The 26,388-nt window shown below is 64.1% G+C and carries 22 protein-coding genes and 2 pseudogenes; 14 read left to right on the plus strand and 10 right to left on the minus strand.

The annotated features are described in order from the left end of the window. The first annotated feature begins 117 nt into the window (after nt 1-117). From B0B13_RS14765 to B0B13_RS14785, 5 genes and pseudogenes are all read left to right on the plus strand, one after another. Nucleotides 118-1,389: a glutamate-5-semialdehyde dehydrogenase gene (locus B0B13_RS14765; protein ID WP_076785458.1), complete on the plus strand. Its 1,272-nt coding sequence runs from the start codon at nt 118-120 to the stop codon at nt 1,387-1,389. A 12-nt stretch (nt 1,390-1,401) separates the two neighbouring features. Then, complete coding sequence (locus B0B13_RS14770; RefSeq protein ID WP_076796943.1) at nt 1,402-1,818, plus strand: CopD family protein; 417 nt, start codon at nt 1,402-1,404, stop codon at nt 1,816-1,818. A gap of 240 nt (nt 1,819-2,058) precedes the next feature. Further along, a complete protein-coding gene (gene edd, locus B0B13_RS14775) occupies nt 2,059-3,894 on the plus strand; it encodes a phosphogluconate dehydratase (RefSeq protein ID WP_076796944.1) in 1,836 nt (611 codons plus the stop codon). Nucleotides 3,895-3,943: 49 nt separating this feature from the next. After that, nucleotides 3,944-4,579: a bifunctional 4-hydroxy-2-oxoglutarate aldolase/2-dehydro-3-deoxy-phosphogluconate aldolase gene (gene eda, locus B0B13_RS14780; RefSeq protein ID WP_076785455.1), complete on the plus strand. Its 636-nt coding sequence runs from the start codon at nt 3,944-3,946 to the stop codon at nt 4,577-4,579. Beyond that, nucleotides 4,578-4,744, plus strand: a pseudogene (locus B0B13_RS14785) (gluconokinase); the annotation flags it as partial. The gene eda and the pseudogene B0B13_RS14785, both read left to right, overlap by 2 nt. A gap of 59 nt (nt 4,745-4,803) precedes the next feature. Here the strand turns inward: B0B13_RS14785 and purB are convergent. Beyond that, nucleotides 4,804-6,192, minus strand: coding sequence for an adenylosuccinate lyase (gene purB / locus B0B13_RS14790; protein ID WP_076785454.1), 1,389 nt, complete (start codon nt 6,190-6,192; stop codon nt 4,804-4,806). A gap of 321 nt (nt 6,193-6,513) precedes the next feature. Between purB and B0B13_RS14795 the strand changes: the two genes are divergently transcribed. Beyond that, nucleotides 6,514-7,125, plus strand: coding sequence for a glutathione S-transferase C-terminal domain-containing protein (locus B0B13_RS14795; RefSeq protein WP_076796945.1), 612 nt, complete (start codon nt 6,514-6,516; stop codon nt 7,123-7,125). Here B0B13_RS14795 and mnmA read toward each other — a convergent pair. The 3 genes and pseudogenes from mnmA to B0B13_RS14810 all read right to left on the minus strand — a co-directional run bounded on the left by mnmA (nt 7,073) and on the right by B0B13_RS14810 (nt 10,377). Continuing rightward, a complete protein-coding gene (gene mnmA, locus B0B13_RS14800) occupies nt 7,073-8,215 on the minus strand; it encodes a tRNA 2-thiouridine(34) synthase MnmA (RefSeq protein ID WP_076785452.1) in 1,143 nt (380 codons plus the stop codon). The two genes, B0B13_RS14795 and mnmA, sit on opposite strands and share 53 nt — an antisense overlap. 89 nt (nt 8,216-8,304) lie before the next feature. Further along, nucleotides 8,305-8,770: pseudogene (locus tag B0B13_RS14805) on the minus strand (NUDIX hydrolase). Between the two features lie 314 nt (nt 8,771-9,084). Further along, on the minus strand, nt 9,085-10,377 hold the full coding sequence (locus tag B0B13_RS14810) for a THUMP domain-containing class I SAM-dependent RNA methyltransferase (RefSeq protein WP_076796946.1): 1,293 nt from the start codon (nt 10,375-10,377) through the stop codon (nt 9,085-9,087). Between the two features lie 157 nt (nt 10,378-10,534). On the opposite strand from B0B13_RS14810, the gene yajC reads away from it, so the two are divergent. The 3 genes from yajC to secF all read left to right on the plus strand — a co-directional run bounded on the left by yajC (nt 10,535) and on the right by secF (nt 14,050). Continuing rightward, nucleotides 10,535-10,912: a preprotein translocase subunit YajC gene (gene yajC / locus B0B13_RS14815; RefSeq protein WP_076785450.1), complete on the plus strand. Its 378-nt coding sequence runs from the start codon at nt 10,535-10,537 to the stop codon at nt 10,910-10,912. Between the two features lie 111 nt (nt 10,913-11,023). After that, nucleotides 11,024-13,081 carry a protein translocase subunit SecD gene (gene secD / locus B0B13_RS14820; RefSeq protein ID WP_076796947.1) on the plus strand — a complete coding sequence of 686 codons (2,058 nt, stop codon included), beginning with the start codon at nt 11,024-11,026 and terminating at the stop codon, nt 13,079-13,081. Between the two features lie 18 nt (nt 13,082-13,099). Beyond that, nucleotides 13,100-14,050: a protein translocase subunit SecF gene (gene secF / locus B0B13_RS14825; protein WP_076785448.1), complete on the plus strand. Its 951-nt coding sequence runs from the start codon at nt 13,100-13,102 to the stop codon at nt 14,048-14,050. Between the two features lie 122 nt (nt 14,051-14,172). Here the strand turns inward: secF and B0B13_RS14830 are convergent, their stop codons facing one another. The 4 genes from B0B13_RS14830 to B0B13_RS14845 all read right to left on the minus strand — a co-directional run bounded on the left by B0B13_RS14830 (nt 14,173) and on the right by B0B13_RS14845 (nt 17,431). Continuing rightward, nucleotides 14,173-15,468, minus strand: a complete 1,296-nt coding sequence (locus B0B13_RS14830) for an MFS transporter (protein ID WP_076796948.1) — start codon at nt 15,466-15,468, stop codon at nt 14,173-14,175. Nucleotides 15,469-15,606: 138 nt separating this feature from the next. Continuing rightward, nucleotides 15,607-16,167, minus strand: a complete 561-nt coding sequence (locus B0B13_RS14835) for a YceI family protein (protein ID WP_076797353.1) — start codon at nt 16,165-16,167, stop codon at nt 15,607-15,609. Between the two features lie 87 nt (nt 16,168-16,254). After that, the gene (locus B0B13_RS14840) at nt 16,255-16,773 is read right to left on the minus strand and encodes a YceI family protein (RefSeq protein ID WP_370642894.1); all 519 of its coding nucleotides are present in this window, start codon (nt 16,771-16,773) and stop codon (nt 16,255-16,257) included. Nucleotides 16,774-16,873: 100 nt separating this feature from the next. Further along, nucleotides 16,874-17,431: a cytochrome b gene (locus tag B0B13_RS14845; protein WP_076796949.1), complete on the minus strand. Its 558-nt coding sequence runs from the start codon at nt 17,429-17,431 to the stop codon at nt 16,874-16,876. 246 nt (nt 17,432-17,677) lie between these two features. Between B0B13_RS14845 and B0B13_RS14850 the strand changes: the two genes are divergently transcribed. Genes B0B13_RS14850 through B0B13_RS14865 form a run of 4 tightly spaced genes read left to right on the plus strand, consistent with a single transcriptional unit; the run spans nt 17,678 to nt 21,426 of the window. Continuing rightward, entirely contained in the window at nt 17,678-18,322 is a 645-nt protein-coding gene (locus tag B0B13_RS14850) for a paraquat-inducible protein A (RefSeq protein WP_076785445.1), read from the plus strand. Beyond that, on the plus strand, nt 18,319-18,969 hold the full coding sequence (locus B0B13_RS14855; RefSeq protein WP_076787418.1) for a paraquat-inducible protein A: 651 nt from the start codon (nt 18,319-18,321) through the stop codon (nt 18,967-18,969). The genes B0B13_RS14850 and B0B13_RS14855 overlap by 4 nt, the downstream gene beginning before the upstream one ends. Then, on the plus strand, nt 18,962-20,635 hold the full coding sequence (locus B0B13_RS14860) for a PqiB family protein (protein WP_139337436.1): 1,674 nt from the start codon (nt 18,962-18,964) through the stop codon (nt 20,633-20,635). Before B0B13_RS14855 ends, B0B13_RS14860 begins: the two co-directional genes overlap by 8 nt. Then, nucleotides 20,632-21,426: a PqiC family protein gene (locus B0B13_RS14865; protein WP_076796950.1), complete on the plus strand. Its 795-nt coding sequence runs from the start codon at nt 20,632-20,634 to the stop codon at nt 21,424-21,426. The genes B0B13_RS14860 and B0B13_RS14865 overlap by 4 nt, the downstream gene beginning before the upstream one ends. Nucleotides 21,427-21,438: 12 nt before the next feature. Here B0B13_RS14865 and tgt read toward each other — a convergent pair whose 3' ends face one another. Together tgt and queA are read right to left on the minus strand one after the other, a co-directional pair. Then, nucleotides 21,439-22,569, minus strand: coding sequence for a tRNA guanosine(34) transglycosylase Tgt (tgt, locus tag B0B13_RS14870; RefSeq protein ID WP_139337437.1), 1,131 nt, complete (start codon nt 22,567-22,569; stop codon nt 21,439-21,441). Nucleotides 22,570-22,633: 64 nt separating this feature from the next. Next, entirely contained in the window at nt 22,634-23,686 is a 1,053-nt protein-coding gene (gene queA, locus B0B13_RS14875) for a tRNA preQ1(34) S-adenosylmethionine ribosyltransferase-isomerase QueA (RefSeq protein ID WP_076797356.1), read from the minus strand. A 104-nt stretch (nt 23,687-23,790) separates the two neighbouring features. Between queA and recG the strand changes: the two genes are divergently transcribed. Beyond that, nucleotides 23,791-26,298, plus strand: a complete 2,508-nt coding sequence (gene recG, locus B0B13_RS14880; protein ID WP_076796951.1) for an ATP-dependent DNA helicase RecG — start codon at nt 23,791-23,793, stop codon at nt 26,296-26,298. Nucleotides 26,299-26,388: the final 90 nt, after the last annotated feature.

Below are 26,388 nucleotides of genomic sequence, written 5' to 3' on the forward strand. Positions count from 1 at the left end.
TTACAATAGAGGCCATCGTACTGCCGCGTGGCGCGGCGGGTCGCGTGCAACGGCTTCAATCTGTGCGGATCTGGCGTCCACAAACCAACCGCATTGACGCACTACGGGAACACGAAGATGGACATTGACCGCTACATGACCGATCTGGGTCGCCGCGCGCGTGCGGCGTCAAGGGCGATCGCCCGGGCGCCGGTGGCCGCGAAGAACGCGGCGCTCGAACAGATCGCGCTGGCGATCCAGGGACAGGCCGACGCGCTCCAGCGCGCGAACGCGCGCGATGTCGAGCGGGCACAGGCCAACGGACACGATGCGGCCTTCATCGACCGACTGACGCTGTCGGACAAGGCGCTAACGACGATGGTCGAAGGTCTGCGGCAAGTTGCGGCGCTGCCTGACCCGATTGGCGAGATCACCGGCATGAGGACGCGTCCGACCGGCATTCAGGTGGGCCAAATGCGGGTGCCGCTCGGTGTGATTGGCATCATTTATGAGTCGCGGCCGAATGTCACGATCGACGCTGCCGCGCTGTGCCTGAAATCGGGCAACGCGACGATCCTGCGCGGCGGCTCGGAGGCGATCGAATCCAATACCGCACTTGCCGCGCTGATCGCCGAGGCACTGCGCATGAGTGGCCTGCCCGAGGCGGGGGTGCAAGTGGTCGGTACGCCGGATCGGGCGGCGGTTGGCAAGCTGATCACAATGACCGACTACGTCGACGTGATCGTGCCGCGCGGTGGCAAGCGCTTGATTCAACGGTTGGTCGATGAAGCGCGGGTGCCGATGATCAAGCACCTGGACGGCGTGTGCCATGTCTACGTGGATGATGGCGCCGATGTCGGCAAAACGCTGGCGGTATGCGATAACGCGAAGACGCATCGGTACGGCACTTGTAACACGATGGAGACGCTGCTCGTCGCACGGGGCATCGCGCCGACCGTGCTGCCGTTGCTGGGCAAGCTGTACCGGGACAAGGCTGTTGAGTTGCGAGTGGACCCGGCTGCACGCGCGATCCTTGCCGATGCCGGTGTCGCGCCGCTCGTGGACGCAACCGAGGCCGATTGGCGTACCGAATACCTGGCGCCAGTGCTGGCGATCAGGGTGGTGGACGGCATCGACGCGGCGATCGAGCACATCAATACGTATGGCTCCGCGCATACCGATGCGATCGTGACCGAGCACTACGATCGCGCGATGCAGTTCCTACGTGAGGTCGATTCAGCCAGCGTGATGGTCAATGCGTCAACGCGCTTCGCGGACGGCTTCGAATACGGGCTGGGCGCCGAAATCGGCATCTCGAACGACAAGCTGCATGCGCGCGGGCCGGTGGGCCTCGAGGGGCTGACGTCATTGAAATACGTCGTGCTGGGCCACGGCGAAGTGCGGCAATAAAGGAGTTCGTGCATGTTGTGGGTCAAAACCTTTCATATCGTGTTGATTGCCTCCTGGTTCGCGGGGCTGTTCTATCTGCCCCGCATCTTCGTGAACCTGGCGATGGAGATCGAACCTGCCGTGTCGCGGCGCTTGCTGGTGATGGCGCGCAAGTTGTATCGCTTCATGAGCCTGATCGCCGTGCCGGCGCTCGTATGCGGGCTCTGGCTATGGCTCGTGGTGGGCATCGGTCGCGGGCAGGGGTGGATGCATGCGAAACTGGCGATCGTCGTGCTGCTGATCGTCTATCACGCGATGTGTGGCAGGTTGCTCGCCACGTTCGAGCGGGGCGCGAACCGCCGCTCCGACCGGTGGTATCGGATGTTCAACGAATTGCCGGTGCTCGGCTTGCTCGGCGCAGTCGCGCTGGTGGTCTTCAAGCCCTTTTGAGCGGCCTTCATCCCTTCCGAGCAGCTTGTTACCAGTCGCGCACGGCCACACGGCGTTGTGCGACGACTTGTGACATGCGCGAGGTCATCGGCGAGAATGCGTCGGTTTCCTTGGCGATGTTGGCCAACAGGCTGATTGGGGCCAGCCGCGCCAGCGGCGAGTTGCTGAACTTGCGACCCTCCGGCGATTCAAACCTTCCGGCGCACTTGCGCGTGCCGCCCGTTTCCAGGAGCGATTCCTATGGCTTCGTTGCACCCCCGGCTGACGGCCGTGACCGATCGCATCATCGAGCGCAGCAACGCAACGCGGCACGCCTATCTTGCCCGGATCGAGCATGCGCAAGGACAGTTTCCTGCGCGCGGCGTGCTGTCTTGCGCGAACCTGGCTCACGGTTTTGCTGGGCTCGAAGGGCAGGACAAGATCGCGATCCGTGCGATGCGGCAGCCGAACATCGGCATTGTGTCGGCCTACAATGAGATGTTGTCCGCGCATGCGCCGTACCGCGACTTTCCCGACATCATCAAACAGGCGGCGCGCGAAGCGGGGGGCATTGCGCAATTTGCCGGTGGCGTGCCTGCGATGTGCGACGGCATTACGCAGGGCAACGCCGGCATGGAACTGTCGCTGTTTTCCCGCGAGACAATCGCGATGTCAACGGCGATCGCGTTGACGCACAATATGTTCGACGCGGCGCTGTGCTTGGGCATTTGCGACAAGATCGTGCCGGGCCTATTGATCGGCGCGTTGCAATTCGGCCACTTGCCGACGATCTTCGTGCCCGCCGGGCCGATGACCAGTGGCCTGTCCAATGATGAGAAAGCCAAGATCCGCCAGCAGTTCGCCACCGGCGCTGTGGGGCGCGACGTGCTGCTCGACAGTGAGGCGCGCGCGTACCATGGTCACGGCACCTGCACGTTCTATGGCACGGCGAACTCGAACCAGCTGCTGATGGAAATCATGGGCCTGCATTTGCCCGGTGCCGCGTTCGTCCATCCGCATACGCCGCTGCGCGATGCGCTCACCGCCGAGGCGGCACGCCGCGTGCTGCAACTGACCGCGCAAGGCGCGCACTACACGCCGATCGGCCGAGTGATTGACGAGAAAGCGATTGTCAATGGCATCGTCGCGCTGCTGGCCACCGGCGGCTCCACCAATCATACGCTGCACCTGGTGGCGGTTGCCCGCGCGGCTGGCATCGTGATCGACTGGAACGACTTCGATGACCTGTCGCGTGCAGTGCCGCTGCTCGCGAAGATCTATCCAAATGGTAAGGCGGACATTAACCACTATCACGCGGCGGGCGGCATGGCGTTCCTGACGCGCACGCTGCTCGAGGCAGGCTTGCTGCACGACGATGTGACGACCGTTGCCGGCGCCGGCTTGTCGGCCCATTACACGCGCGAGCCCAGACTGGTCAACGGTAAGCTGGCCTGGATCGACGGCCCGCGCGAGAGCCACGACAAGGCCGTGCTGCGCAGCACCGCGGAATCGTTCCAGCCGGATGGCGGGTTGCGATTGGTGCAGGGCCGGTTGGGTCGAGGTGTGATCAAGATTTCCGCGGTCGCGCCGCAACATCGCAGTGTCACCGCGCCGGCGATCGTCTTCGATTCGCAGGAAGGCGTGCAGGCCGCCTTCGATCGCGGTGAGCTGGAGCGCGATTGCGTCGTCGTGGTGCGATTCCAGGGGGCAAGAGCCAATGGCATGCCCGAGCTGCACCGGCTCACGCCGCTGCTGGGCGTCTTGCAGGACAAGGGCTTGCGCGTGGCGCTAGTGACCGACGGCCGGATGTCGGGCGCCTCGGGCAAGGTGCCGGCAGTGATCCATCTGTCGCCTGAGGCGCTGCTCGACGGCCCGCTCGGCAAGGTGCGCAGCGGCGATGTGATTACGCTCGATGCAGAAGCCGGGCGATTGGACGTGGACGTGGACGAAGCCGAATGGGCGCGCCGCGCGAACGAAAAGCCCGTGCATCGCCGCGAGCATGAACTGGGTTTTGGCCGTGAGCTGTTCGGCGTTTTTCGTGCCGCTGCGCTGCCGGCCGAGCAAGGGGCGTCGGTGTTCGGCGCGATGACCGAATGAGAGAATCGAATGAGGGCATCGTTCCATTCTGAACTACAGGAGAGCTGCAATGAGACCCGTGAGCGAAATCGTGCGGATCGGCCCGGTTATCCCGGTCCTGACATTTGAGTCGGTGGAGCAGGGCGAGCACGTCGCGCACGCGCTGTACGAGGGCGGGGTAAAGGTGCTCGAGATCACGCTGCGAACCACGGCCGGACTGCAGGCGATCGGGCGCGCATCGCAGCTTGCCGCGGATATCGTCGTCGGCGTTGGTACGCTGACCACCGCCGCTCAGGTCGAGGAGGCTAAGCGCGCCGGCGCGACATTCGGCGTGTCGCCGGGGCTCACACGCGAGATCCATCGGGCGGCGCAGGACGTCGGCTTGCCGTTGCTGCCCGGTGTGATGACGCCGTCCGACATCCTGTTCGCGCTCGAGCTTGGCTACGACATCGTGAAGTTCTTCCCGGCGCAGCAGGCCGGCGGCTTGGATATGCTGCAAGCGTTTAGCGGACCATTCCCGGCGTTGCGGTTCTGCCCGACCGGCGGCATCACGCAGGAGTTGGCGACGAGCTTTCTCGCGCTGCCCAACGTGGTTTGCGTCGGCGGCTCATGGCTCACGCCCCGGGCGGTGCTGGCCGCACAAAACTGGGCCGAGGTGACACGCCTGGCGCGCGCGGCGAGTCAACTGGCGCGGCCCAATACCTAAGCTTAACCACCGCACCGGCCACTTCTTTGGCCCGTCGTTGCTGCAACGTCAATGGGACACGCTCGAGGAGCCGGGCCTGACGAGGCGATTACGGTGAGCATCGATGAGCCGCCGGAGCGCATCGTCGGCCGGGTACTCGAGCGGTTGGCCGCGCGCACCCGTTGATCCACACGGCCCGAGCGGCTACCTCGGCATGCGCGCCCGTCACGGCCGGCGCATCGATGTCAGCCGATGCGTTGCGCGAGCTTGACCGCTTTGCCGACATAGGATGCCGGCGTCATCGCCAGCAGTCGCGCCTTGGCCTCGTCCGGGATCGGCAGCGTGCCGATGAAGGCGTGCAGTCCATCGCGGGTGATACCCTTGCCACGCGTTAGCTCCTTCAACTGCTCATACGGATTCTCGATTCCATAGCGGCGCATGACGGTCTGTACCGGTTCGGCCAGCACTTCCCAGCAGTCATCCAAGTCCTCATCAAGCCGTTGTGGATTAACTTCGAGCTTATCGAGCCCGCGGATCAGGGCATCGTACGCGAGTAGCGAATAGCCGAATGCGACGCCAATGTTGCGCAGGACCGTCGAGTCGGTCAGGTCGCGCTGCCAGCGTGACACTGGCAGCTTGTCCGCCAGATGGCGCAGCGTGGCGTTGGCCAGGCCCAGGTTGCCTTCGGAGTTCTCGAAATCGATCGGATTAACCTTGTGCGGCATCGTCGATGAGCCGATTTCTCCCGCCTTCGTTTTTTGCTTGAAGTAGCCCAGCGAGATGTAGCCCCACACGTCGCGGTCCAGGTCTAGCAGGATCGTGTTCGCCCGCGCGAGCGCGTCGAACAGCTCCGCCATGTAGTCGTGCGGCTCGATCTGGATCGTATAGGGATTGAATGTCAGCCCGAGCCGCGTCTGCACGACATCTCGGGCGAAGGCTTCCCAGTCGAAATCCGGGTAGGCAGACAGATGGGCGTTGAAATTGCCGACCGCGCCGTTCATCTTGCCCAACAGTGTGACGGCGGCGATCCGGTCGATGGCACGCGATAGGCGCGCGGCCACGTTGGCGATTTCCTTACCCAGCGTCGTCGGGCTGGCCGGCTGTCCGTGCGTGCGTGAGAGCATCGGTTGCGCGGCGTGCGCGTGCGCGAGCGCGACCAGCCGCTGGTGCACGGTGCGCAGCGCTGGCAGTATCACATGCTCGCGCGCGCCCTTGAGCATCAACCCGTGCGACGTGTTGTTGATGTCCTCGGACGTGCAGGCGAAATGGATGAACTCGCTCGCGCGCTCCAGTTCCGGCTGGCCCTTGACCGACTCCTTCAGCCAGTACTCGACCGCCTTCACGTCGTGGTTCGTCACGCGCTCGATGTCCTTGATCCGGGCGGCATCGCGCGGGGAAAAGCGCTCGACCAGTTGCAGCAGGAATTGTTCGGATGACGCGGAGAACGCCGGGATTCCCGGCAACCCGGCCTGTGACAGCGCGATCAGCCAATGGACCTCGACGGTGACGCGGTGGCGCATGAACGCGGCTTCGGACAGCCAGTCGCGCAGGGCTTCGGTTTTGGCCGCATAGCGGCCGTCCAGTGGCGATAGCGCGGTCAGCGCAAAGAGGGTATCGGGACGAATGTCAGACATGGCACGGGACGCCACAGCGGCGCCGGAAAAGCGTGGAGAACCGCGCATTTTACCATTGGCCGTGTCCCGGTGAGGCTGGCCTTACGCCACGTCGCCGGTGCGCCGTACTGCCGGTATGTCGTGCTGCCAGAGCACCGTACTGCCAGGGCACCGTACTACCAGAGCGCCGCCGCACTGAGATGCGGCGGCGGTTCATGCACCGTTTCAGGCTGTTGTAATCCAAACACAATGGTCACGCGTTAGAGTGCCTGTCGCGCGAATGCGACGGATAAGATGATGTCCGGGGGCGCTATATCGCCCAAGACTCTCTGAAGGGGAAAGATGAAATTAATCGGTTCGCTCAGCAGCCCGTTCGTTCGCAAGGTACGGATCGTGATGGCTGAAAAGAAAATCGACTACAAGCTGGTGCTCGAGAATCCCTGGGCGGTCGATACGGTCATTCACGACTTCAATCCGCTGGGCAAGGTGCCATACCTGGTCATGGAGGACGGCGAGGCGATGTTCGATTCGCGGGTCATTTGCGAGTACGTCGACACGCTGACGCCGGTGGGCAAACTGTTGCCGCAGCTTGGCCGCGAGCGCGCCGCGGTGCGTGGCTGGGAGGCGCTGACCGATGGAGTGCTCGAGGCTGCGGTGCTGGTGCGGGTCGAAGCTACGCAGCGCGACGAGGGGCAGCGTAGTCAAGCGTGGGTGGAGCGGCAACAACGCAAGATCCACGCCGGCCTTGCTGCGATGGCGCGCGGACTCGGCGAGCGGCCGTGGTGCCACGGCAATCACTACACGCTGGCCGACATTGCGCTCGGCTGTACGCTCGGCTACCTAGACTTTCGCATGTCGGAGCTTGCGTGGCGCGATGCGCACCCGAATCTGGACAAGCACTTTACGAAGCTGTCGCAGCGGCAGGCGTTTGTCGATACGTTGCCGCAGGCGTGAACGGCGCCGACGTGGCGCCGATGATGCCGCCGCCCAAGCACACGTCGCCGTCGTACAGCACGGCGGATTGTCCCGGCGTCACCGCCCATTGCGGCTGCGCGAAGCGCAACGCAAAGTGCCCGTCTGGTGCATGCTGGAATATGCAGGTCGCGTCCTGCTGGCGATAGCGTGTCTTGGCCGCACACGGGTGTCCTTCCTGCGGTGCTGCGCCTGAAATCCAACTGGCGTTCCCCGCCTGCAGCGTCGAGCTGAGCAACCACGGGTGATCGTGCCCCTGCACGACATACAGTGTGTTGCCCGCTATGTCCTTGCCGGCGACGAACCACGGCTCGCCGCTGCCATCGCGGCTGCCGCCCAAGCCGATCCCCTTGCGCTGACCCAACGTGTAAAATGCGAGCCCGATGTGTTCGCCGACGACCTTGCCCTCCGGGGTTTTCATCGGGCCGGGGCGGGTCGGCAGATAGCGGTTCAGGAACGTGCGGAATGGCCGTTCGCCGATGAAGCAGATGCCAGTCGAGTCCTTTTTTGCCGCGTTGGGCAACCCGATTTGCGCAGCAATCTCGCGAACCCGCGCCTTGGGCATTTCGCCGAGCGGAAACAGTGTGCGGCTCAACTGCGATTGGTTCAGGCGATGCAGGAAGTAGGATTGGTCCTTGGACGAGTCCAGTGCCTTGAGCAGTTCAAACCGCTCGCCGACCCGGCGCACGCGGGCGTAGTGGCCGGTCGCGATGGTTTGCGCACCCAGCGCCATCGCGTGGTCTAAGAATGCCTTGAATTTGATCTCTGCATTGCACAGCACATCCGGATTGGGCGTGCGGCCCGCCGAATACTCGCGCAGGAACTCGGCAAAGACCCTGTCCTTGTACTGCGCGGCGAAGTTTACCGCTTCGACGTCGATGCCGACGAGGTCCGCGACCGATACGACGTCGATCCAGTCCTGCCGGCTCGCGCAATATTCGCTGTCGTCGTCGTCTTCCCAGTTCTTCATGAACAGGCCGACCACGTCGTAGCCCTGCTGCTTGAGCAGCCACGCGGCGACCGACGAATCCACGCCGCCGGACATGCCGACGACCACGCGTTGCTTTGCCATGATGCGTTACCGTTGCCAGTTTGGGCGCCGCGGGCGCCACGCGGCGCGAGCGCCGGTTGGGTTGCTCAAAGCCGGTCGCGGTACGCTATTTAGCGCGGTGCGGCCGGGTAGGATTGCACGAACTCGAGCGGATAGCGGCGTCCCGCCAGGTAGTCCTCGATACAGTGCAACACGAGCGGCGTACGGTGGCGCGACGCTTGTGCGCGCACCGCGTCGGCGCTCAGCCAGAGCGTGCGCAGGATATCGGGGTCGAGCTTGCGCGGGACTGGCGGTGCCGCAGTACGTAAAGCGGACATAGGTGGCCGGCACACCGTGCCCCCGCTCGAACTGCGCGACGTACACGCCAACCAACGCCTGCGGCGCGAACACCTGCCCGGTCTCCTCGAGCGTTTCGCGCACGACCGCCTCGAGCAGCGTTTCGCCCGGCTCCAGGTGACCAGCCGGCTGGTTCAGCCGCAGCCCGTGCGGCGTGTGCTCCTCGACCAGCAGGAACCGCTGCCCATGCTCGACGATGGCGGCCACGGTCACGTGCGGCGCCCACAGTTGCGTATCCATAAGAGCCAATATTGTACCGCTGTCGGGTGCAGCGAGCGGCCTTCCCATCCGCGCGCCGTCACGGCGGCCCATCCGGTGGCGGACACCGACCCGTGACCGTGTGGCGCGATCCAGGTCCCTATTGCATTGCCCGCTTGTAGATAACGATGTCGGACGCGGCGTCACCGGCACCGATAGGCGCTCAAGGAGGTCAACGAGGTAGATCGGCGTGCCTGCCGACACGCGGGAAGGCAAAACGCGCGTTGCGGCGACGCCGGAGACGGCCAAGAAAGAAGCTGGGGCGGGGCGTATGCGCGTTGCCAGCGCCGGGCCGTTCAATCGGATGAGTCCGTCTGCGCGCGCGTCGCCGAGCGTTGCCGCATCGCGCCGGCGACCAGATCGAAGCGGAACAGCCGGCATTCGAGCGCGCCGTTGTACAACGGCGTCTTCGTCGATTCGCGCAGCCGCATCTGGCCGGGCAGGGTACGATCGGCGCTGAGCACGAACGCGTGCCAGCCGGGGAACCGCTGCTTGAGCACGTCGCCGAACGAGCGGAAGAACGCGCTGTCCGCGTCGTCCGGACGGGCGCGCTGAAATCTCGTGCCATCGCCGTCGTCTGTGCGGGCGCTGCGGCCGCGCATGGTGATTCGCTCGCCGTAGGGCGGATTGGCTACCAGCACGCCCGGCGTGTCGCATGGCGCCACGATGTCGCGCGCATCGAGTTGCTTGAGCGGCACCATGGGCGCACCTGCGCGCTGCAGGTTCGCGGCGGCCTTAGCCAGCATGTCGCCGGATACGTCGCTGCCGTAGATCGACAGGGCATCGCCCGGCGCGGCGCGCGCGCCGGCCTCGCGTTTAGCGTCCAGCGCTTGCGCCTTCAGGCGCTGCCACGCGCCGACATCATAGTGCTTGAGCTTTTCAAATCCGAAACGCCGCTCCACGCCTGGCGCGATGCCTAGCGCGATCTGCGCGGCCTCGGCGATGAACGTGCCGCTGCCGCACATCGGATCGAACAGCGGCGTGCCTGGTGTCCAGCCGGTCAGCCGCAGGATTCCGGCGGCCAGATTCTCGCGCAATGGCGCGGCGCCTTTGTCTAGGCGCCACCCGCGCTTGAACAACGGCTCGCCGGAGGTGTCCAGGTACAGCGTGCAGTTTGTGGCGGTGACGAACGCCTGCACCCGCACGTCGGGTTCGGCGGTGTCGATGCTGGGCCGCGCACCGGTTTGCTCGCGCAGCCGGTCGCAGATCGCGTCTTTGATGCGCAGCGTCGTAAATTCCAGACTGCGCAGCGGCGACTTGATCGCGGTCACGTCCACCCGCAACGTGCGACTAGCGTCGAACCATTGCTCCCACGGCTGCTCGCGTGCCAGCGCGTAGATATCGTGCTCGTCGCGATAGGGCCGCGCGGCGATCTTCAGCAGGATCCGGCTGGCGATCCGTGAATGTAGGTTGGCTGCGATGGCGGCAGCCCATGCACCGCTGAACGGCACGCCGCCGGCCGCCGGCGCTTGCACGGCGAACGTCGGATCGGCGGCAAACGCGGACAGCTCGCCGAGTTCGACGGCGAGCGCGCCCTCCAGGCCGCGGGGGCAGGGGGCGAAGAATTCGAGGCAGGTGGCGAAGGACATGGGGGACGCGCCGGGCGCAAAACGGACCAGTGTGTATTGTACGTGGCCACGCGACCGATGGGCCGGCTCTGAGTCCCGATGTCCTGGCCGTGGGCGCTGCCGCGTCCGCCGCATCGGCCCGTACAGCCGCCAGACGGTACTTTGCCGTCCTGGGCAGATGGTAGAATGTTCGGCTATTTTGACCTTCCACCACGGAGAGACCAACGTGTTCATTTCTAATGCGTACGCCCAGGCGGCACCCGCCGCAGGCGGTGCCGCCGGCTTTATCCAGACGTACGGCTTCTTCATCCTGATGATCGTGGTGCTGTATTTCTTCATGATCCGTCCTCAGATGAAGCGGCAGAAGGAGCACCGGAACATGCTCGCCGCGATGACCAAGGGCGACGAAGTGCTCACGTCCGGGGGCATCGTGGGCAAGGTCACGAAGGTCGGCGAGGCCTATGTTGGCGTCGAGTTGTCCGACGGCGTCGAGGTCACCGTGCAAAAGAGCGCGGTCTCGGCGATCCTGCCCAAGGGCACGATCAAGTCGCTCTGATCGCCGGCGTGTGTCCGGTCCGCGCGGCACGGCGTCTGGTGCACCGACCGCGCGCCGAAGCGGATACAGCCCGGCGAGCGTCGCGCCAGAATTCCTCTGTCCGGTCATTCCATGAATCGCTATCCCCTCTGGAAATACGTCGTGATGCTGATGGCGCTTGCCATCGGCTTGCTGTACACGCTGCCCAACTTCTTCGGCGAGGCGCCGGCGGTGCAGGTGTCCAGCGGCAAGGCGACGGTCAAGCTGGACTCGTCGGTGCTCAATACTGTTGAGTCGACGCTCGCCGTGAACGGCGTGCAGGCGGACGACGTGACGTTTGACAACACGAGTCAGAACGCGACTATCCGCGTGCGGCTGAAGGACACCGACACGCAACTGCGCGTGAAGGACCTGCTGCAAAAGGCGCTCAATGCCGATCCGGCGGATCCGACCTATATCGTCGCGCTGAACCTGCAATCGGCCTCGCCGCGCTGGCTAGCGTCGCTGCACGCGCTGCCGATGTACCTGGGCCTGGACTTGCGCGGCGGCGTGCACTTCTTGTTGCAGGTGGACCTGGCCGGTGCGCTGAACAAGAAGCTTGATTCGGATGCAGCTGATGCGCGTACGCTGCTGCGCGACAAGTCGATCCGCGATGGCGGCGTGCACCGCGTCGGCCAGACGGTGGTAGTCAACTTTGTCGATCAGGACGTCGCGAACCGCGCGCGCCAGCTGCTGTCGGACAACGTCACCGAGTTGACCTGGCAGGTGCAGCCGGTTGCCGGCGGCTACCAGGTCGTGGGCGCGTTCACACCGGCCGCACAAAAAACGGTGCTGGACAGCGCGCTAAAACAAAACATCACAACGCTGCACAACCGAGTCAACGAACTCGGCGTCGCGGAACCGATCGTGCAGCAACAGGGCGTGGACCGGATCGTCGTCGAACTGCCCGGCGTGCAGGACACCGCAAAGGCCAAGGACATCATCGGGCGGACCGCGACGCTCGAGGCCCGCATGGCCGATTACCAGAATCTGGTGCGCAACATCAACGATCCGGTGCCGGCTGGTGATGACCTATTCACGCAGGGCAACGGCGCGCCGGTGTACCTGAAGAAACAAGTGATCTTTACCGGCGACCGGATCACCGACGCATCGGCCGGTTTCGACGAGCACCAGCGTCCGGCAGTGAAGATCCGCCTCGATGCGCGCGGCGGACGGGTGCTGCGCGACGTGTCGCGCGACAACATTGGCAAGCCAATGGCGATCGTGTTGTTCGAGAAGAACAAGGGCGAGGTGCTGACGGTGGCGACGATCCAGTCCGAGCTTGGCGAAAACTTCCAGATCACCGGCCAGCCGACGCCTCAGGCGGCGACCGATCTCGCGCTGTTGTTGCGCGCCGGTTCACTGGCCGCGCCAATGGAGATCATCGAGGAACGCACGATTGGACCGAGCCTGGGCGCGGACAACATTAGAAAAGGTTTCGACTCGGTGCAGTACGGGTTTGCCGCGATCGCGGTGTTCATGACCGCATACTACATGTTGTTCGGACTGATCTCGGTGATTGCGTTGTCGGTGAACCTGCTGCTGCTCGTTGCGGTGCTGTCGATGATGCAGGCGACGTTGACATTGCCCGGCATTGCGGCAATCGCACTGGCACTGGGCATGGCGATTGACGCGAACGTGCTGATCAACGAGCGCATCCGCGAAGAATTGCGCCGCGGCGCGCCCGCGCAACTGGCGATCCAGAATGGCTTCTCGCATGCATGGGCGACGATCCTGGATTCAAACGTCACGACGCTGATCGCTGGGCTGGCGCTGCTCGCATTCGGCTCCGGGCCGGTGCGCGGCTTTGCGGTCGTGCACTGCATCGGCATCCTGACATCGATGTTTTCCGCAGTATTCTTCGCCCGTGGACTGGTGAACCTGTGGTATGGCGGCAAGAAGAAGCTCAAGTCGCTGTCCATTGGCCAGGTATGGCGTCCGGAAGGCGCACCGGTCGCGTACGCCGAATCTGCTCAGCAGGGGGCGGCCGGTGCGGCGCAGGCGCTGCCACGCACCCCGGGCGCCAAGCGCACGGGACCGAAACGCGCGGCGCGGCGCAATGCGCCAGCGGTGCCGCGGCCTGGCGATGCGCCCCCGTCGGAACGCACGCCGCAACGTGATGCGCCGATTAAGCCGGGCCAGTCCCGCTGACCACGCTCGGAGATCCTCATGGAATTTTTCCGGATTCGCAAAGACATTCCGTTTATGCAGCGGGCGTTGATCTTCAACGTGATCTCGCTCGTGACGTTCCTTCTCGCGGTGTTCTTTCTGCTGCATCGCGGTCTGCATTTGTCCGTCGAATTTACTGGCGGCACCGTGCTAGAAATCCACACGCCGCAAGCCGCGCAAGTCGACCCGATTCGCGGCGCGCTGGACAAGATCGGCTATGCTGATGCGCAGGTACAGACCTTTGGCACGTCGCGTGATGTGCTGATCCGGCTGCCGTTGAAGGGGGGGCTGTCGTCGGCGCAGCAAAGCGACCAGGTGATGGCCGCGCTGAACGGGCTTGATGCGCAGATCAAGCTGCAGCGCGTGGAGTTCGTCGGGCCGCAGGTGGGCAAGGAGCTGGCGACCGACGGGTTGCTTGCGCTCGCGTGCGTGGTCGTGGGCATCGTGATCTACCTGTCGTTCCGCTTCGAATGGAAATATGCGATTGCCGGGATCATCGCGAATCTGCACGACGTCGTGATCATCCTGGGTTTCTTTGCGTTCTTCCAGTGGGAATTCTCGCTGTCGGTGCTGGCCGCGGTGCTCGCGGTGCTCGGCTATTCAGTCAACGAATCCGTGGTCATTTTCGATCGGATTCGCGAGACGTTCCGGCGCGAACGCAAGATGACGGTCACCGAGGTCATCAATCATGCGATTACGAGCACGATGTCGCGCACGATCATCACGCACGGCTCGACGCAGATGGTGGTGTTGTCGATGCTCTTGTTCGGCGGTCTAACGCTGCACTATTTTGCGCTGGCGCTGACCATCGGTATCTTGTTCGGCATCTATTCGTCGGTGTTCGTCGCAGCGGCGCTGGCGATGTGGCTCGGGGTCAAGCGCGAAGACCTGATCAAGGAAAAGAAGTCGGGGTACGATCCGAACGATCCGAACGCCGGCGCGCAGGTGTAGCCACGCTCGCCGCGCTGTGGCGTGTTGGCCGGTCCGTGATGACTCGGACCGGCCAATTGCTACGGCACGACAACTGCTACGGCCGCTACAACCACTACGGCTGCTACAACCGGCTCGCGCGTTTAGCGCACCGCGAGCCGCAAGCGTACCGCGAACAGCGCAACGATGCTAATCGCCGCCGCGAAGATCATGTAGAAGCCGGGCGCTACCTTAGTGCCGGTCGATGCGATCAACCAAGAGATGATGAACGGTGCAAAGCCGCCGAAGATCGTCACGGCAATGTTGTACGACAACGATAGCCCGGTCGTGCGGGTGCTGACCGGGAAAATCTCCGATAGCAACCCGGGCAGCGTGGCGAAATAGCCGCTTATCAGAAAGCCGAAGATGATCTGCACGACCAGCAACGTCGCCAAGGTCGGATGCGAAACCAGCATCGCAAACGCAGGGTAGATCAGCACGAGGATCGTGATTGCCGACGCGAGCATGATGCCGGTGCGGCCGTGCCGGTCGGACCAGTGGCCCACCAATGGCGACACGACCAGCTGGATCATGCCGGTCAACAGGATCGCGGCGAACGACGCCGACGCCGGCAGGCCGAGTTGCTTCACCGCAAAGGTCGGCATGAACAGCACGACATACGTGGACACGGTGGCCAGAATTACCACACCGATGGCGATCAGCAAACGCTCCTTCTGCGTCGCGAGCGTATCGCGCACGGGTGTCAACGTGGTCTTGCTCGACATCTCGGCCGCGACGAACTCGGGCGTCTCATCGACGCGCTTGCGGATATACCATGCGACCGGCCCAATTAACAGTCCGAAGAAAAACGGGATCCGCCAGCCCCATGCATCCATTTGCGCGGGTGACAGGTTGCCATTGAGCACGACGCCGAAGCTGGCTGCGAGCAGCATCGTGAGCCCCTGGCTGGCGACTTGCCAACTGGAGAGAAAGCCGCGGCGCTGCGGCATGTGCTCAGCCAGGAACGCGGTGGCGCTGCCGAACTCGCCGCCGGCGGAAAAGCCTTGCAGCAATCGCGCGATGACTAGGATGAGCGGCGCGGCCAGGCCGATGGTCGCGTAATTGGGCAGCACGGCGATGATCAGCGTGCCGACCATCATCAGCGAGATCGACAGCGACAGCGCGGCCCGGCGGCCGGCGCGGTCCGCATAAGCGCCGAGCACGATGGCGCCCAGCGGTCGCATGAAGAACGATACGCCGAACGTGCCCAAAGTGAGCAGCAACGATATCGTGTCGTTGCCGGCCGGGAAGAATTGCTGGGAGATGACGACCGCAAAGAAGCCGTAGGCGACCAGATCGAACCATTCGAGCGCGTTGCCGATCGAGGCGGCGGCCACTGCGCGCCAGACCTTCAGCCGCATGGCCGGGGCGACGGATGACGACGAGACAGATGCACCCATGCGAGTTCCTTATCCTATGAACTGCGTTGACGAATGCCGTCGCCTGATCGTTGCACGCACAATGAATTACCTGGCGCCGGTGCCTGCGTGCACGCCACCTTAGCGGTAACGCCGTCGGATTTCAACCGGTCGCGTTCACTATTGTTTGATGCCTTCGACCTGGATCTGGAGCGTGGTCTGCATGTTGAAGCCGTAGGACTTGCCATAGTCCAGTCCGAAGTCAGCACGGTTGAAGCTGGCTTTGGCATCGGCGCCGCACCACCAGCGCTTGAGCATCGGATGCTGCTTGCATTGGAACGAGTCTAGCGTCAGCTTTATCGGCTTGGTGACGCCGTGCAACGTCAGTGTGCCGTCGACCTCGACCGGCTTGTCGCCGTCGAACCGGATCGACGTACCCTTGTAGACGGCGCTCGGGTACTTGGCCACGTCGAACACTTGCGGCCCCCGCAGGTGCTCGTCTAGTTTCGCGTTTCCGGTATCGACCGATGCCATATCGATCGTCACGTTGACCGCGCCACGCTTGGCTTGCGTATCGAGCGTCACCGTACCGCTCGACTTGTTGAACTTGCCTCGCCAAATTGACATACCGCCAAAGTGGTCTGCTTCAAAGCTCGGATACGTATGGTTCGGATCTAGCTGGAATGTCTCCACCGCGGCCAATGCACAGGAGGCGAACAGCGTGGCGGCGGCGAGCGCCATGCCGCGCAGCGTGCGTGTTTTCAAGCGCGTTTCTCCTTCAAGATGACGAGGCGGCCCGTAGGCCGTCGAACGGGCGCCAGCCGCGGATCAATGCTTGGCGCCAACAAGGTGGAACTGAATCGTGATCTCGTCGGCTACGACGGACGTGTCTTTCCATTCGCCGGTGCCGACGGCGAATTGCGAGCGGCGGATCGGCAACGTGCCGTCGAAGACCTGCTGTCCTGCCTGCTGGCTGACCGAGACCGGAACGATCACATCCAGCGTCTTGCCCTTGATCGTCAGCTTGCCCGCGACGCTGTACTTGTTGTCGCCGGCCGGCTTCACGCTGCTCGAGCGGAAGGTCGCCTTCGGGTAGGCGAGCGCGTCGAACCAGGTCTTGCTACGCGCTTCTGAATTGAAGCTCTCGTCGCCAAGATCGTAGCTGGCCACGTCGACGCTGACCTGTGCGCTGGCGGACGCTGGCTTGGCGGGATCAAAATGGACTTGTGCGTCGAATTGCTTAAATTTGCCTTCCACCGGCACGTTCATCTGCTTGAGTGTGGCGGTGACACTGCTTTTCGCGACGTCCACCTGCGCGTACGCCACGGGTGCGACAGTCAGCAGCATCGCGCTGACGCCGCTCAGCAGCCATTGATGGATGGACCGGTTTAGCGGGAGATTGAACATCATCTTTTCACCTTTTGCGATGCGCGAATGTATGGACGCGCTATTTGACAAATGGAAACATGCGCAACAGCAAGCCGTCGTGGTCCACGAATTGGTGCTTTAGTACTGCGGCGACGTGCAGTGCCACCAGCACGAGCAGCATATCGTTCAGGTACACATGGATAGATTGGAGCACCGGCTTGAGCGCCGGATTCGGTGCGATGAGCGAGGGCAACGGGACCAGGCCGAGATAGACGACGGGCACATTCGACGCACAGCTATACAGATAGCCGCTGACCGGGATCACGAGCAGCAGCGCGTAAAGTAGCCAGTGCGTGATCGTGGCCGCCTGCTGCTGCCAGCGGGGCATCGGCGTGAGCAGTGCCGGCGGGCGGTTCACCGAGCGCCAGATCAGGCGCAGCACGGCGAGCAGGAACACTGTGCAACCGATCCACTTGTGCCACGAGAAGTATTTAAGTTTGGCCGGCGTGATGCCTGGGATGTCGGTCATGACCCAGCCGAGCGCGAAGCCGCCGACGATCAGCGCAGCGGTGATCCAGTGCAACGCGATGGCAGGGCCGGTGTATTTTTCGGCGCGGCAGGGAGTCGGGCGGCTCATGAGGTGTGATGTCGGGTAAGTCGGGTAAGGTCGTGGTGCGGCGAAAAGCCGCGTTGCCTGGCCGTCATCGTATCGCAACTGCCAATGCGACGTCAGCGGACGGCACAAAAGTCAGTCTCTCCTGACAGGAAACAATGCAGTAGTATTTCGCTCGAATCCCTCCTCATGTTAAAGGAGGCAACGCCGGCGTCATGCTTTGCTAAGATGGGGATCGCCGCATGGCGCTTACCGGAACGTCGAACCTGTATGGACCCTACCGAGCTGATTGCGTGTCACCAGTGCGACGCGCTGCATTACAAGCGCGCGCTGCATCCGGGCACAGTGGCGCGCTGCGCTCGTTGTGGCGCAGTGCTGTATCGTGGCCTGTCCGAGCGGCTGGACCGGGTGACCGCGATGACGCTTGCCGCGCTGATTACGTTCGTGATCGCGCAGGCCGCGCCGATCGTGCAGTTGGAGACTAGCGGGATCGCCACCCAGACGACGCTGGCCGCCGCGATTGCCGCGCTGTGGGCTGAAAATAGCCAGTTGATTGCGATGCTCGTGTTGTGCTCTACGACGCTATTTCCACTCGCCGAATTGTGTGCGCTACTCTACTTGCTGTTCTCGTTGCGCGCCGGCATTCGCCCGTATGCGTTCGACGAGTTGTTGCGGATGATCCAGTGGATTCGGCCGTGGGGCATGATCGAGGTATTCATGCTCGGCATTCTCGTTGCGCTGGTCAAGCTGTCGAGCCTGGCGGAGATGCGCCCGGAAGCGGCGTTGTTCGCGTTCGGCGCGCTGACGCTGATGACCGCCTCGGTGGTGACGTTCGATCCCCGCGTGCTATGGGACGTCGCGGACCGACTCGACGAAGGCGTGACCACGTGCAGCCGCGCGACGAGGCATTCATGAGCGCGCCGCGCACGAGCTATCCGAGCGCGCAGCGCGCCGGCCTGGTAGCGTGCCATGCGTGCGGGCTGGTGTCGCCGTTGGTGCGCACCGGCGAACGGCAGTGCTGTGCGCGTTGCGGTGCGACGCTGCATGGGCGCAAGCCGGATTCGATTGCGCGCACGTACGCGTTCTTAATTGCCGCGGCGATGATGTACGTGCCGGCGAACTTGCTGCCGGTGATGCATACGTCGTCGTTGCTCGGCTCGCAGGACGATACGATCATGTCCGGCGTCGTCTATTTCTGGACCTCTGGCGACTGGCCGCTGGCCGTGATCGTATTCGTGGCGAGCATCCTCGTGCCGATGCTCAAGCTTGCTGTACTGACGCTGCTGGCCATCACGGCCCAAACCGGTTCGAGATGGCGGCCGTTGCAGCGCACACGGTTGTATCGCGGCGTCGAGGCGATCGGCCGCTGGTCGATGCTGGATATCTTTGTCATCACGCTGACTGTCGCGCTGGTGCGCTTCCGCTCGCTCGCGGAAATTACCGCCGGACCCGGTGCGGTTGCGTTCGGCGCGGTCGTCGTACTCACGATGATCGCCTCGATGCAGTTCGATCCCCGCCTGATCTGGGACAACATCGAATCGTCAGGAAAGGAACATGAATAACAAAAACAACGCCACCGGGACCGGCTCGTCGGGAGCGGGGCCGGGCGGCCCCGCTGGGGCGGCTGGCGGTGGCGTGCCGCCGCGGCTGCCCGAGCCGGTCGTGCAGCGCAGGAGCCGCTGGGTGCCGTCGCTGGTCTGGGTGATTCCGCTGATCGCCGCGCTGGTCGGCGTGTCGCTGTTCGTGAAGACGGTGCTGGAGCGCGGGCCGACAATTACCATCACGTTCAAGACGGCCGAAGGGCTTGAGCCGGGCAAGACGCAGGTCAAATACAAGGACGTGGTGATCGGCGCTGTGAAGACCATCACGTTGTCCAAGGATCTGACCACCGTGCTCGTGACCGTCGAGTTGACTAAGCAAGCCGAGGACTTCGCCGTCGCCGACACGCGCTTTTGGGTCGTACGGCCGCGCGTGGCGGCCAGCGGTGTATCGGGACTAAACACGCTGCTCTCGGGCGCCTATATTGGTGTGGACGCCGGCCGGTCGCGGGAAACGCGCAAGCAGTTTGTCGGACTCGAACAGCCGCCGCCGGTCACGCGCGATCAGAGCGGGCGCCAATTCGTACTGCACGGCGACAGCCTGGGATCGATCGACATCGGCTCGCCGGTGTTCTATCGGCGCGTGCAGGTCGGGCAAGTGGTGGGCTACAGTCTCGACCCGAACGGCACCGGCGTGACGATGCAAGTATTCGTCAACGCGCCCTATGATCAGTACGTCGGTAAGAACACGCGCTGGTGGCATGCGAGCGGCGTCGACCTGCGGCTCGATTCGGGCGGCTTCAAGCTCAATACGCAATCGCTGGCAGCCGTGGTGATTGGTGGCATCGCATTCCAATCGCCGCCGAGCGAGCCGAGGGGCGAACAAGCGCGCAACGACGCCCATTTCCGCCTGGCGAGCGATGAGGCCGATGCGATGCGAGCGCCGGACGGCGAGGCGGTGCCGTTCGTGCTGAACTTCAATCAGTCGCTGCGCGGCCTGTCGGTCGGCGCGCCGGTCGATTTTCGCGGCATTGTGCTGGGCCAGGTACGCTCGATCGGTATCGATTACGATCCGGTGAAGCAGGCGTTCCGGATGCCGGTGACCGTCGAGCTGTACCCGGACCGGCTAGGGCCGCGCGTGCGCGAAGCGGCGCGCCCCGGCGGCGCGCGAGCGCGCGCGACGATGATCGAAAGCCTGGTGAAATCGGGGCTGCGGGCTCAGTTGCGCACCGGCAACCTGATCACCAGCCAGTTATACGTCGCGCTGGACCTGTTCCCGAATGCGCCGCCGGCCAAGGTGGACATGAGCCGCTCGCCGATCGAGTTGCCGACCATGCCCAATACGCTGGACGAACTGCAACTGCAGGTGGCCGACATTGCAAAGAAGCTTAGCAAGGTGCCGTTCGACGAGATTGGCGCGCGCTTGAACAGCACATTGAAGAACGCGGACAGCTTGTTCAAGCAACTCGATACACAGCTTGCACCGCAGGCTAAAGACACGTTGAACGCGGCGCAGCAAACGTTCCATGCCGCACAGTCGTCATTGCAACAGGATTCGCCGCTGCAGACCGACGTGCGGCAGGCGCTGCAACAGCTGACTCGTACGCTGCAGTCGCTCAATGCGCTGTCGGACTATCTCGAACGTCATCCTGAATCGCTGCTGCGCGGCAAGGGGAGAGATCAACTATGAAGTTGTGCCGATCTTCGCGGCGCTGTCCCGCAGACATTGCGCTGCTTGCCGCCCTGTGCGCGGCGGCATGGCTCGCGAGCGCGTGTGGCAGTGTGGTGCCCGATCGTTTTTATACGCTGGCGGAGCCGGCACGCGGGGCGCCGCGTGCGGCGCCAGCGGGATTCTATATCGAGTTGATGCCGATCGACGTGCCGCAGCAAGTGGCTCGCTCCCAGTTTGTCGTCACGACCGGCCCAGGCCAGGTGGATCTGCTTGAGCACGAGCGGTGGAGTGCGCCGTTGTCTGATGAGGTGGGCCGCGCGTTGTCTGACGAACTGAGCCGCGCGCTCGGCGCGATCGATGTCTATCGCACGCCGCATCTGGCTACTGCGCCGGTGTTCCGGATTCACGTCAACGTGCAGCGTTTCGAATCGGCGCCCGGCGTGCACGTCGGCGTGGAGGCGACGTGGAGCGTGCGCGCGTTGCCCGACGGGGTGCCCGTGATATGCCACAGCACGATCGAGGAGCCCGTTACGGCCGGCTATGAGGCGCTTGTGGCTGGTCATCGGCGTGCGCTGCAACGCTTGTCGGCTGACATCGTCGGCGTAGTGCGCAGGCTTGAACAAGATCGCTCCGCGCCCGTGCCCGCGGCTTCGGCACCGACATCGGCATTGGCACCGACATCGACATCGACATCGACATCGACATCGACATCGACATCGACATCAGCCGCGGCGCCAAGCGGGCGCACCGGCATCTCGCCAACAGGGGCAGCACCAGATTCAGCGCTGCGATATCCGGCTCCTGCTTAAGTGTGCGAGCCGCTATTCGACGCCGCGTGCGCGATCCGCTTGAAAGTGCGTGACGAACGCGTTGAACGTTCCCGCTTCGATGGCATCGCGGATCTCCTGCATCAGGTTCAGGTAGTAATGCAGATTGTGGATCGTGTTCAGTTGCGCGCCGAGGATCTCACCGACGCGATGCAGGTGATGCAGATACGCGCGCGAAAAGTGGCGGCATGTATGGCAGGCGCAGCTTTCATCCAGCGGTCGCGTGTCGTTGCGGTGCATCGCGTTGCGGATCTTCAAGTCGCCGAACCGCGTGAACAGCCAGCCGTTGCGCGCGTTGCGTGTGGGCATCACGCAATCGAACATATCGACGCCGGCGGCCACACCGGCCACCAGGTCCTCCGGCGTGCCGACCCCCATCAGGTAGTGCGGCTTGTCGACCGGCAGCCTGGGGCCGATGTGCTGCAGTACGCGCAGCATGTCCTCCTTCGGTTCGCCGACTGACAGGCCACCGATCGCGTAGCCGTCAAAGCCGATATCCGACAGCCCCGCAAGCGATTCGTCGCGCAGTGCCTCGTACATGCCGCCCTGCACGATGCCGAACAGTGCGTTTGGATTGGCAAGGCGCCTAAATTCGTCGAGCGAGCGTTTAGCCCAGCGCAGCGACATCTGCATCGAACGTGCCGCGGCATCATGCGAGGTGGGCACGCCGTCGGTCGCGTACGGGGTGCACTCGTCGAATTGCATCACGATGTCGGAGTTCAGCACCTTTTGCACCTGCATTGACACCTCGGGCGACAGGAACAGCCGGTCGCCGTTGATCGGCGACGCGAACGTCACGCCGTCCTCGGTGATTTTGCGCAACTCGCCAAGCGAGAATACCTGGAAGCCGCCGGAGTCGGTCAGGATCGGCCGTTGCCAACCCATGAAGCGATGTAAGCCGCCATGCGCGGTGACCGTATCGAGTCCTGGACGCAGCCATAGATGGAACGTGTTGCCTAAGATGATCTGTGCGCGGATGTCCTCAAGCTCGCGTGGTGCCATGGCCTTGACCGTGCCATAGGTGCCGACCGGCATAAAGATCGGCGTGTCGATCGTGCCGTGGTTCAGCGTGAGTCGGCCGCGCCGTGCGAGGCCATCGGTGCGCAAGAGGTCGAATTTCAACATGATGGGTTCAGGTCGGGCGCGTGGGCGGTGCGCAATGATGGCGAGCGCGGGTGGCGATGTCGGGTCATGGCTGTGCAACGGACGCGGCCCGCGTGAGCAGCATCGCGTCGCCGTAGCTGAAAAAACGGTAGCGTTGCGCGATCGCGTGGCGGTACGCGCGGCGGATCGGCTCGACACCGGCGAATGCGGACACCAGCATCAGCAGCGTCGACTTCGGCAAATGAAAGTTCGTCACGAGCCGGTCGATGACGCGGAACTGGTAACCGGGCGTAATGAAGATATCCGTTTCGGCACGGATCGCACGCAGTTCACGGCCATCGCGCTCGGCATCGCGGGCTGCTGCTTCCAGTGCGCGCATCGACGTCGTGCCGACCGCGATCACCGAGCGTCCCGCAGCCCGCGTGGCCTCGATTGCTTCAACGAGCGCCGGCGGGATGTGGTACCACTCGCTGTGCATCTTGTGCTGCGCAATGTCGTCGGTGCGCACCGGCTGGAACGTGCCGGCGCCCACGTGCAGCGTCAACGTAGCACGGCGCACGCCGCGCGCATCCAGCGCATCCAGCGTTGGCGCATCGAAGTGTAGGCCGGCGGTAGGCGCTGCGACCGCGCCTGGCGTCGTCGCGAACACGGTTTGATAGCGTGCCTCGTCGTACGTGTCGGGACTGTGCTCGATGTAGGGCGGTAGCGGCAACCGCCCATACCTGTCAATCAATTCGATGCAATCGTGCGGGAAATGCAGCGTATGAAATGGCTCGACGCGCTCGCCGACGCTCACGTCGAATGCGTCTGCGAGCCGGATTGTCGAACCCGGCGCGGGGCGTTTGCTTGCACGGATTTGCGCGAGTGCGGTGCGCGTACCGGTCACGCGCTCGATCAGCACTTCGACACGTCCGCCGCTCGCCTTGACCCCGTCGAAGCGGGCCTTGAGCACTTTCGTGTCGTTGAACACCAGCAGGTCACCGGGCTCAATGCAAGCCGGCAGTTCACCGAAACGGTGGTCCAGCAGTGCGCCGCTCGGCGTGACTTCGAGCAGGCGGCTCGCGCTGCGCTCGGGCAACGCATGTTGTGCGATCAGCTCCGGGGGCAGATCAAAATCGAAATCGGACAGCGTGTACATGAAATAGGACGGGCAGCGCAGCGGCACGCTCGCGCAACCGCGCTACCCTGATGCACAATGCAGGGCCGTGCCAATAAAATCGATATTGTACTTGCGATAGCCCAATGCCTTTGTCCCGTTATCCGCAGCCGGTGTTACCGCGATCAGGTGAACCCGATGCCGTGCCTGGCGATGCCGCCGCAGGCGGTGCCACCGTGCCCGGGCGCGCCGCCGGGCCGTCAGCACGCAAGCGCTCCCCGGCGGCCACGGGCGGCGACAAGGCCGCGGCCCAAGCCACTGCTGACACGGCTGCCCAAGCTGTCGGCCGTCCCGCCATTCGGCCCGCTGGCAACGATTTGGCTAAGCCCACCGACAAGGCTACGATGGAGCCTACCACCCAGGCCCTGGCTGAACCCGCTACCGACGCTTCGGCCAAGCCTGCTACCGAAGCTTCAGCCAAACCCGATGCCGATGCTCCAGCCAAGCCTGCTACCGATGCTCCAGCTAAGCCCGCTACTGAGACTGCAGTCAAACCCGCCGCCAACGCGGCGGCCAAGCCCGCCGGCAAGTCGGGTGGCAGGCCGAGCGATAAATTGGCTCGGCTGGGGCTGGCGCGTGACATCGACCTGGTGCTGCATTTGCCGATGCGCTACGAGGACGAGACGACGCTGACGCCGATCGGCAAACTGCTGCCGGGCATGACTGCGCAGGTCCAGGGTGAAGTGGTGGACAATGAAATCGCCTACCGACCACGCCGCCAGATGCTGGTACGGCTGCGCGACGAACATGGCGATGTGCTGATGCTGCGGTTTCTGAACTTCTGGGGCTCTCAGACCCGGCAACTCGCGCCTGGCGCGCGCTTGCGCGTGCGTGGCGACGTGCGGGGGGGCTTCTTCGGGATGGAGATGGTGCACCCGGCATACCGCGTGGTCGAAGACGACGCGCCGTTGCCTGACGCGTTGACGCCTGTGTACCCGAGTACGGCCGGCGTGTCGCAGGCGTATTTGCGCCGTGCGATCGACAGCGCGCTGCAACGCACACCCTTGCCGGAGTTGCTGCCGCCGCGGATCGCTGACGCGTTTCTGGCCCCGCTTGGGGTGCCGCCGCTGGCCGATGCGGTTCGCACGCTGCATCACCCGCGTGCGGATGCGGATGAGGCCGCACTAATGGACCGAACCCATCCGGCTTGGTTGCGAATCAAATTCGAGGAGTTACTCGCGCAGCAATTGTCGCTCAAACGCGCGCATGATGAGCGGCGCTTGCGCGCCGCTCCAGCGATGGCGCGTCGTCCCGCTGCCGATCGAGACGCGCTCGTCACGCGGTTGCATGCCGCACTGCCGTTCCAACTGACCGGCGCGCAGCAGCGGGCCAGCGAACAAATTGCGGTGGATCTGGCCGCGGCGCATCCGATGCAGCGGTTGCTGCAGGGGGACGTGGGCAGCGGCAAGACGGTGGTCGCCGCGCTGGCGGCGGCGCAGGCGATTGATGCCGGCTACCAGGCGGCGCTGATGGCTCCCACCGAGTTGCTGGCTGAACAACATGCGCGCAAACTGCGCGGCTGGCTCGAGCCGCTGGGTGTGCGCACTGCGTGGCTGGCCGGCAGCTTGAAGGCGCGCGACAAGCGCGCCGCACTGGAGGCGGCGTCCAGCGGCGACGCGCAGCTGGTGGTCGGCACGCATGCGATGATCCAGGAGGCGGTGAAATTCGCCCGGCTTGGTTTGGTGATCGTGGACGAGCAGCACCGCTTTGGCGTCGAGCAGCGGCTTGCATTGCGCGCGAAGGCGCAGGCCGAAGCCGCGGTGTCGGGGTTTCAGCCGCATCAATTGATGATGTCCGCGACGCCGATTCCGCGCACGCTCGCGATGACGTACTACGCAGACCTGGATGTGTCCACGATCGATGAGTTACCACCGGGGCGCACGCCGGTGCTGACCAAGCTGGTATCGGACGCGCGTCGCGATGAAGTGATTGCCCGCGTGCGCGAGGCCGCACTGGCTGGACGCCAGGTGTACTGGGTGTGCCCGTTGATCGAGGAGAGCGAGGCGCTGCAACTGCAGACTGCCGTGGACACCTATGAGACACTCGTCGCCGCGCTGCCGCAGCTGCAGGTGGGGCTGGTGCACGGTCGCCTGGCGGCAGCCGATAAGGCCGATGTGATGGCGCGCTTTACCCGCAATGAGATCCATTTGCTGGTAGCGACCACAGTGATCGAGGTCGGCGTTGACGTGCCTAATGCGTCGTTGATGGTGATCGAGCACGCGGAGCGCTTCGGCCTCGCGCAATTGCACCAATTACGCGGCCGGGTCGGCCGGGGCAGCCAGTCGTCGGTGTGCCTGCTAATGTACGCCAGCCCGCTGTCTTTGGCGGCGCGCGAACGACTGCGCACGATGCGTGAGACCACGGACGGTTTCGAGATCGCGCGCCGGGATCTGGAAATCCGTGGCCCCGGCGAATTCCTTGGCGCGCGGCAATCCGGCGCAGCGATGTTGCGCTTTGCAGACATCGAACAGGATGCTTGGCTAATCGAGCCGGCACGGCGCGCGGCCGAGCGGCTGCTGGGCGAGTATCCGCAGGCCGCCGCGGCACACTTGGCACGTTGGCTCGGCAGCCGCGAGCAGTACTTGAAGGCGTGAGGGTGAGAAGGCAGGTTTGCGACCATGCCGGCGAGGGGATAAAGGCCCTTGGCAAATGGGCCGGCAACGCGTATAAGAGAAAACTATCGA

This window comes from Burkholderia sp. b14 (assembly GCF_900156195.1).
Taxonomy (GTDB): domain Bacteria; phylum Pseudomonadota; class Gammaproteobacteria; order Burkholderiales; family Burkholderiaceae; genus Mycetohabitans.

Bases quoted from the DNA above. Each gene is read 5' to 3' on its own strand.
- B0B13_RS14765 (WP_076785458.1), top strand. From the start codon at position 118: ATGGACATTGACCGCTACATGACCGATCTGGGTCGCCGCGCGCGTGCG.
- B0B13_RS14770 (WP_076796943.1), top strand. From the start codon at position 1,402: ATGTTGTGGGTCAAAACCTTTCATATCGTGTTGATTGCCTCCTGGTTC.
- edd (WP_076796944.1), top strand. From the start codon at position 2,059: ATGGCTTCGTTGCACCCCCGGCTGACGGCCGTGACCGATCGCATCATC.
- eda (WP_076785455.1), top strand. From the start codon at position 3,944: ATGAGACCCGTGAGCGAAATCGTGCGGATCGGCCCGGTTATCCCGGTC.
- purB (WP_076785454.1), bottom strand. From the start codon at position 6,192: ATGTCTGACATTCGTCCCGATACCCTCTTTGCGCTGACCGCGCTATCG.
- B0B13_RS14795 (WP_076796945.1), top strand. From the start codon at position 6,514: ATGAAATTAATCGGTTCGCTCAGCAGCCCGTTCGTTCGCAAGGTACGG.
- mnmA (WP_076785452.1), bottom strand. From the start codon at position 8,215: ATGGCAAAGCAACGCGTGGTCGTCGGCATGTCCGGCGGCGTGGATTCG.
- B0B13_RS14810 (WP_076796946.1), bottom strand. From the start codon at position 10,377: ATGTCCTTCGCCACCTGCCTCGAATTCTTCGCCCCCTGCCCCCGCGGC.
- yajC (WP_076785450.1), top strand. From the start codon at position 10,535: ATGGTAGAATGTTCGGCTATTTTGACCTTCCACCACGGAGAGACCAAC.
- secD (WP_076796947.1), top strand. From the start codon at position 11,024: ATGAATCGCTATCCCCTCTGGAAATACGTCGTGATGCTGATGGCGCTT.
- secF (WP_076785448.1), top strand. From the start codon at position 13,100: ATGGAATTTTTCCGGATTCGCAAAGACATTCCGTTTATGCAGCGGGCG.
- B0B13_RS14830 (WP_076796948.1), bottom strand. From the start codon at position 15,468: ATGGGTGCATCTGTCTCGTCGTCATCCGTCGCCCCGGCCATGCGGCTG.
- B0B13_RS14835 (WP_076797353.1), bottom strand. From the start codon at position 16,167: ATGGCGCTCGCCGCCGCCACGCTGTTCGCCTCCTGTGCATTGGCCGCG.
- B0B13_RS14840 (WP_370642894.1), bottom strand. From the start codon at position 16,773: ATGCTGCTGACTGTCGCACCCGTGGCGTACGCGCAGGTGGACGTCGCG.
- B0B13_RS14845 (WP_076796949.1), bottom strand. From the start codon at position 17,431: ATGAGCCGCCCGACTCCCTGCCGCGCCGAAAAATACACCGGCCCTGCC.
- B0B13_RS14850 (WP_076785445.1), top strand. From the start codon at position 17,678: ATGGACCCTACCGAGCTGATTGCGTGTCACCAGTGCGACGCGCTGCAT.
- B0B13_RS14855 (WP_076787418.1), top strand. From the start codon at position 18,319: ATGAGCGCGCCGCGCACGAGCTATCCGAGCGCGCAGCGCGCCGGCCTG.
- B0B13_RS14860 (WP_139337436.1), top strand. From the start codon at position 18,962: ATGAATAACAAAAACAACGCCACCGGGACCGGCTCGTCGGGAGCGGGG.
- B0B13_RS14865 (WP_076796950.1), top strand. From the start codon at position 20,632: ATGAAGTTGTGCCGATCTTCGCGGCGCTGTCCCGCAGACATTGCGCTG.
- tgt (WP_139337437.1), bottom strand. From the start codon at position 22,569: ATGTTGAAATTCGACCTCTTGCGCACCGATGGCCTCGCACGGCGCGGC.
- queA (WP_076797356.1), bottom strand. From the start codon at position 23,686: ATGTACACGCTGTCCGATTTCGATTTTGATCTGCCCCCGGAGCTGATC.
- recG (WP_076796951.1), top strand. From the start codon at position 23,791: ATGCCTTTGTCCCGTTATCCGCAGCCGGTGTTACCGCGATCAGGTGAA.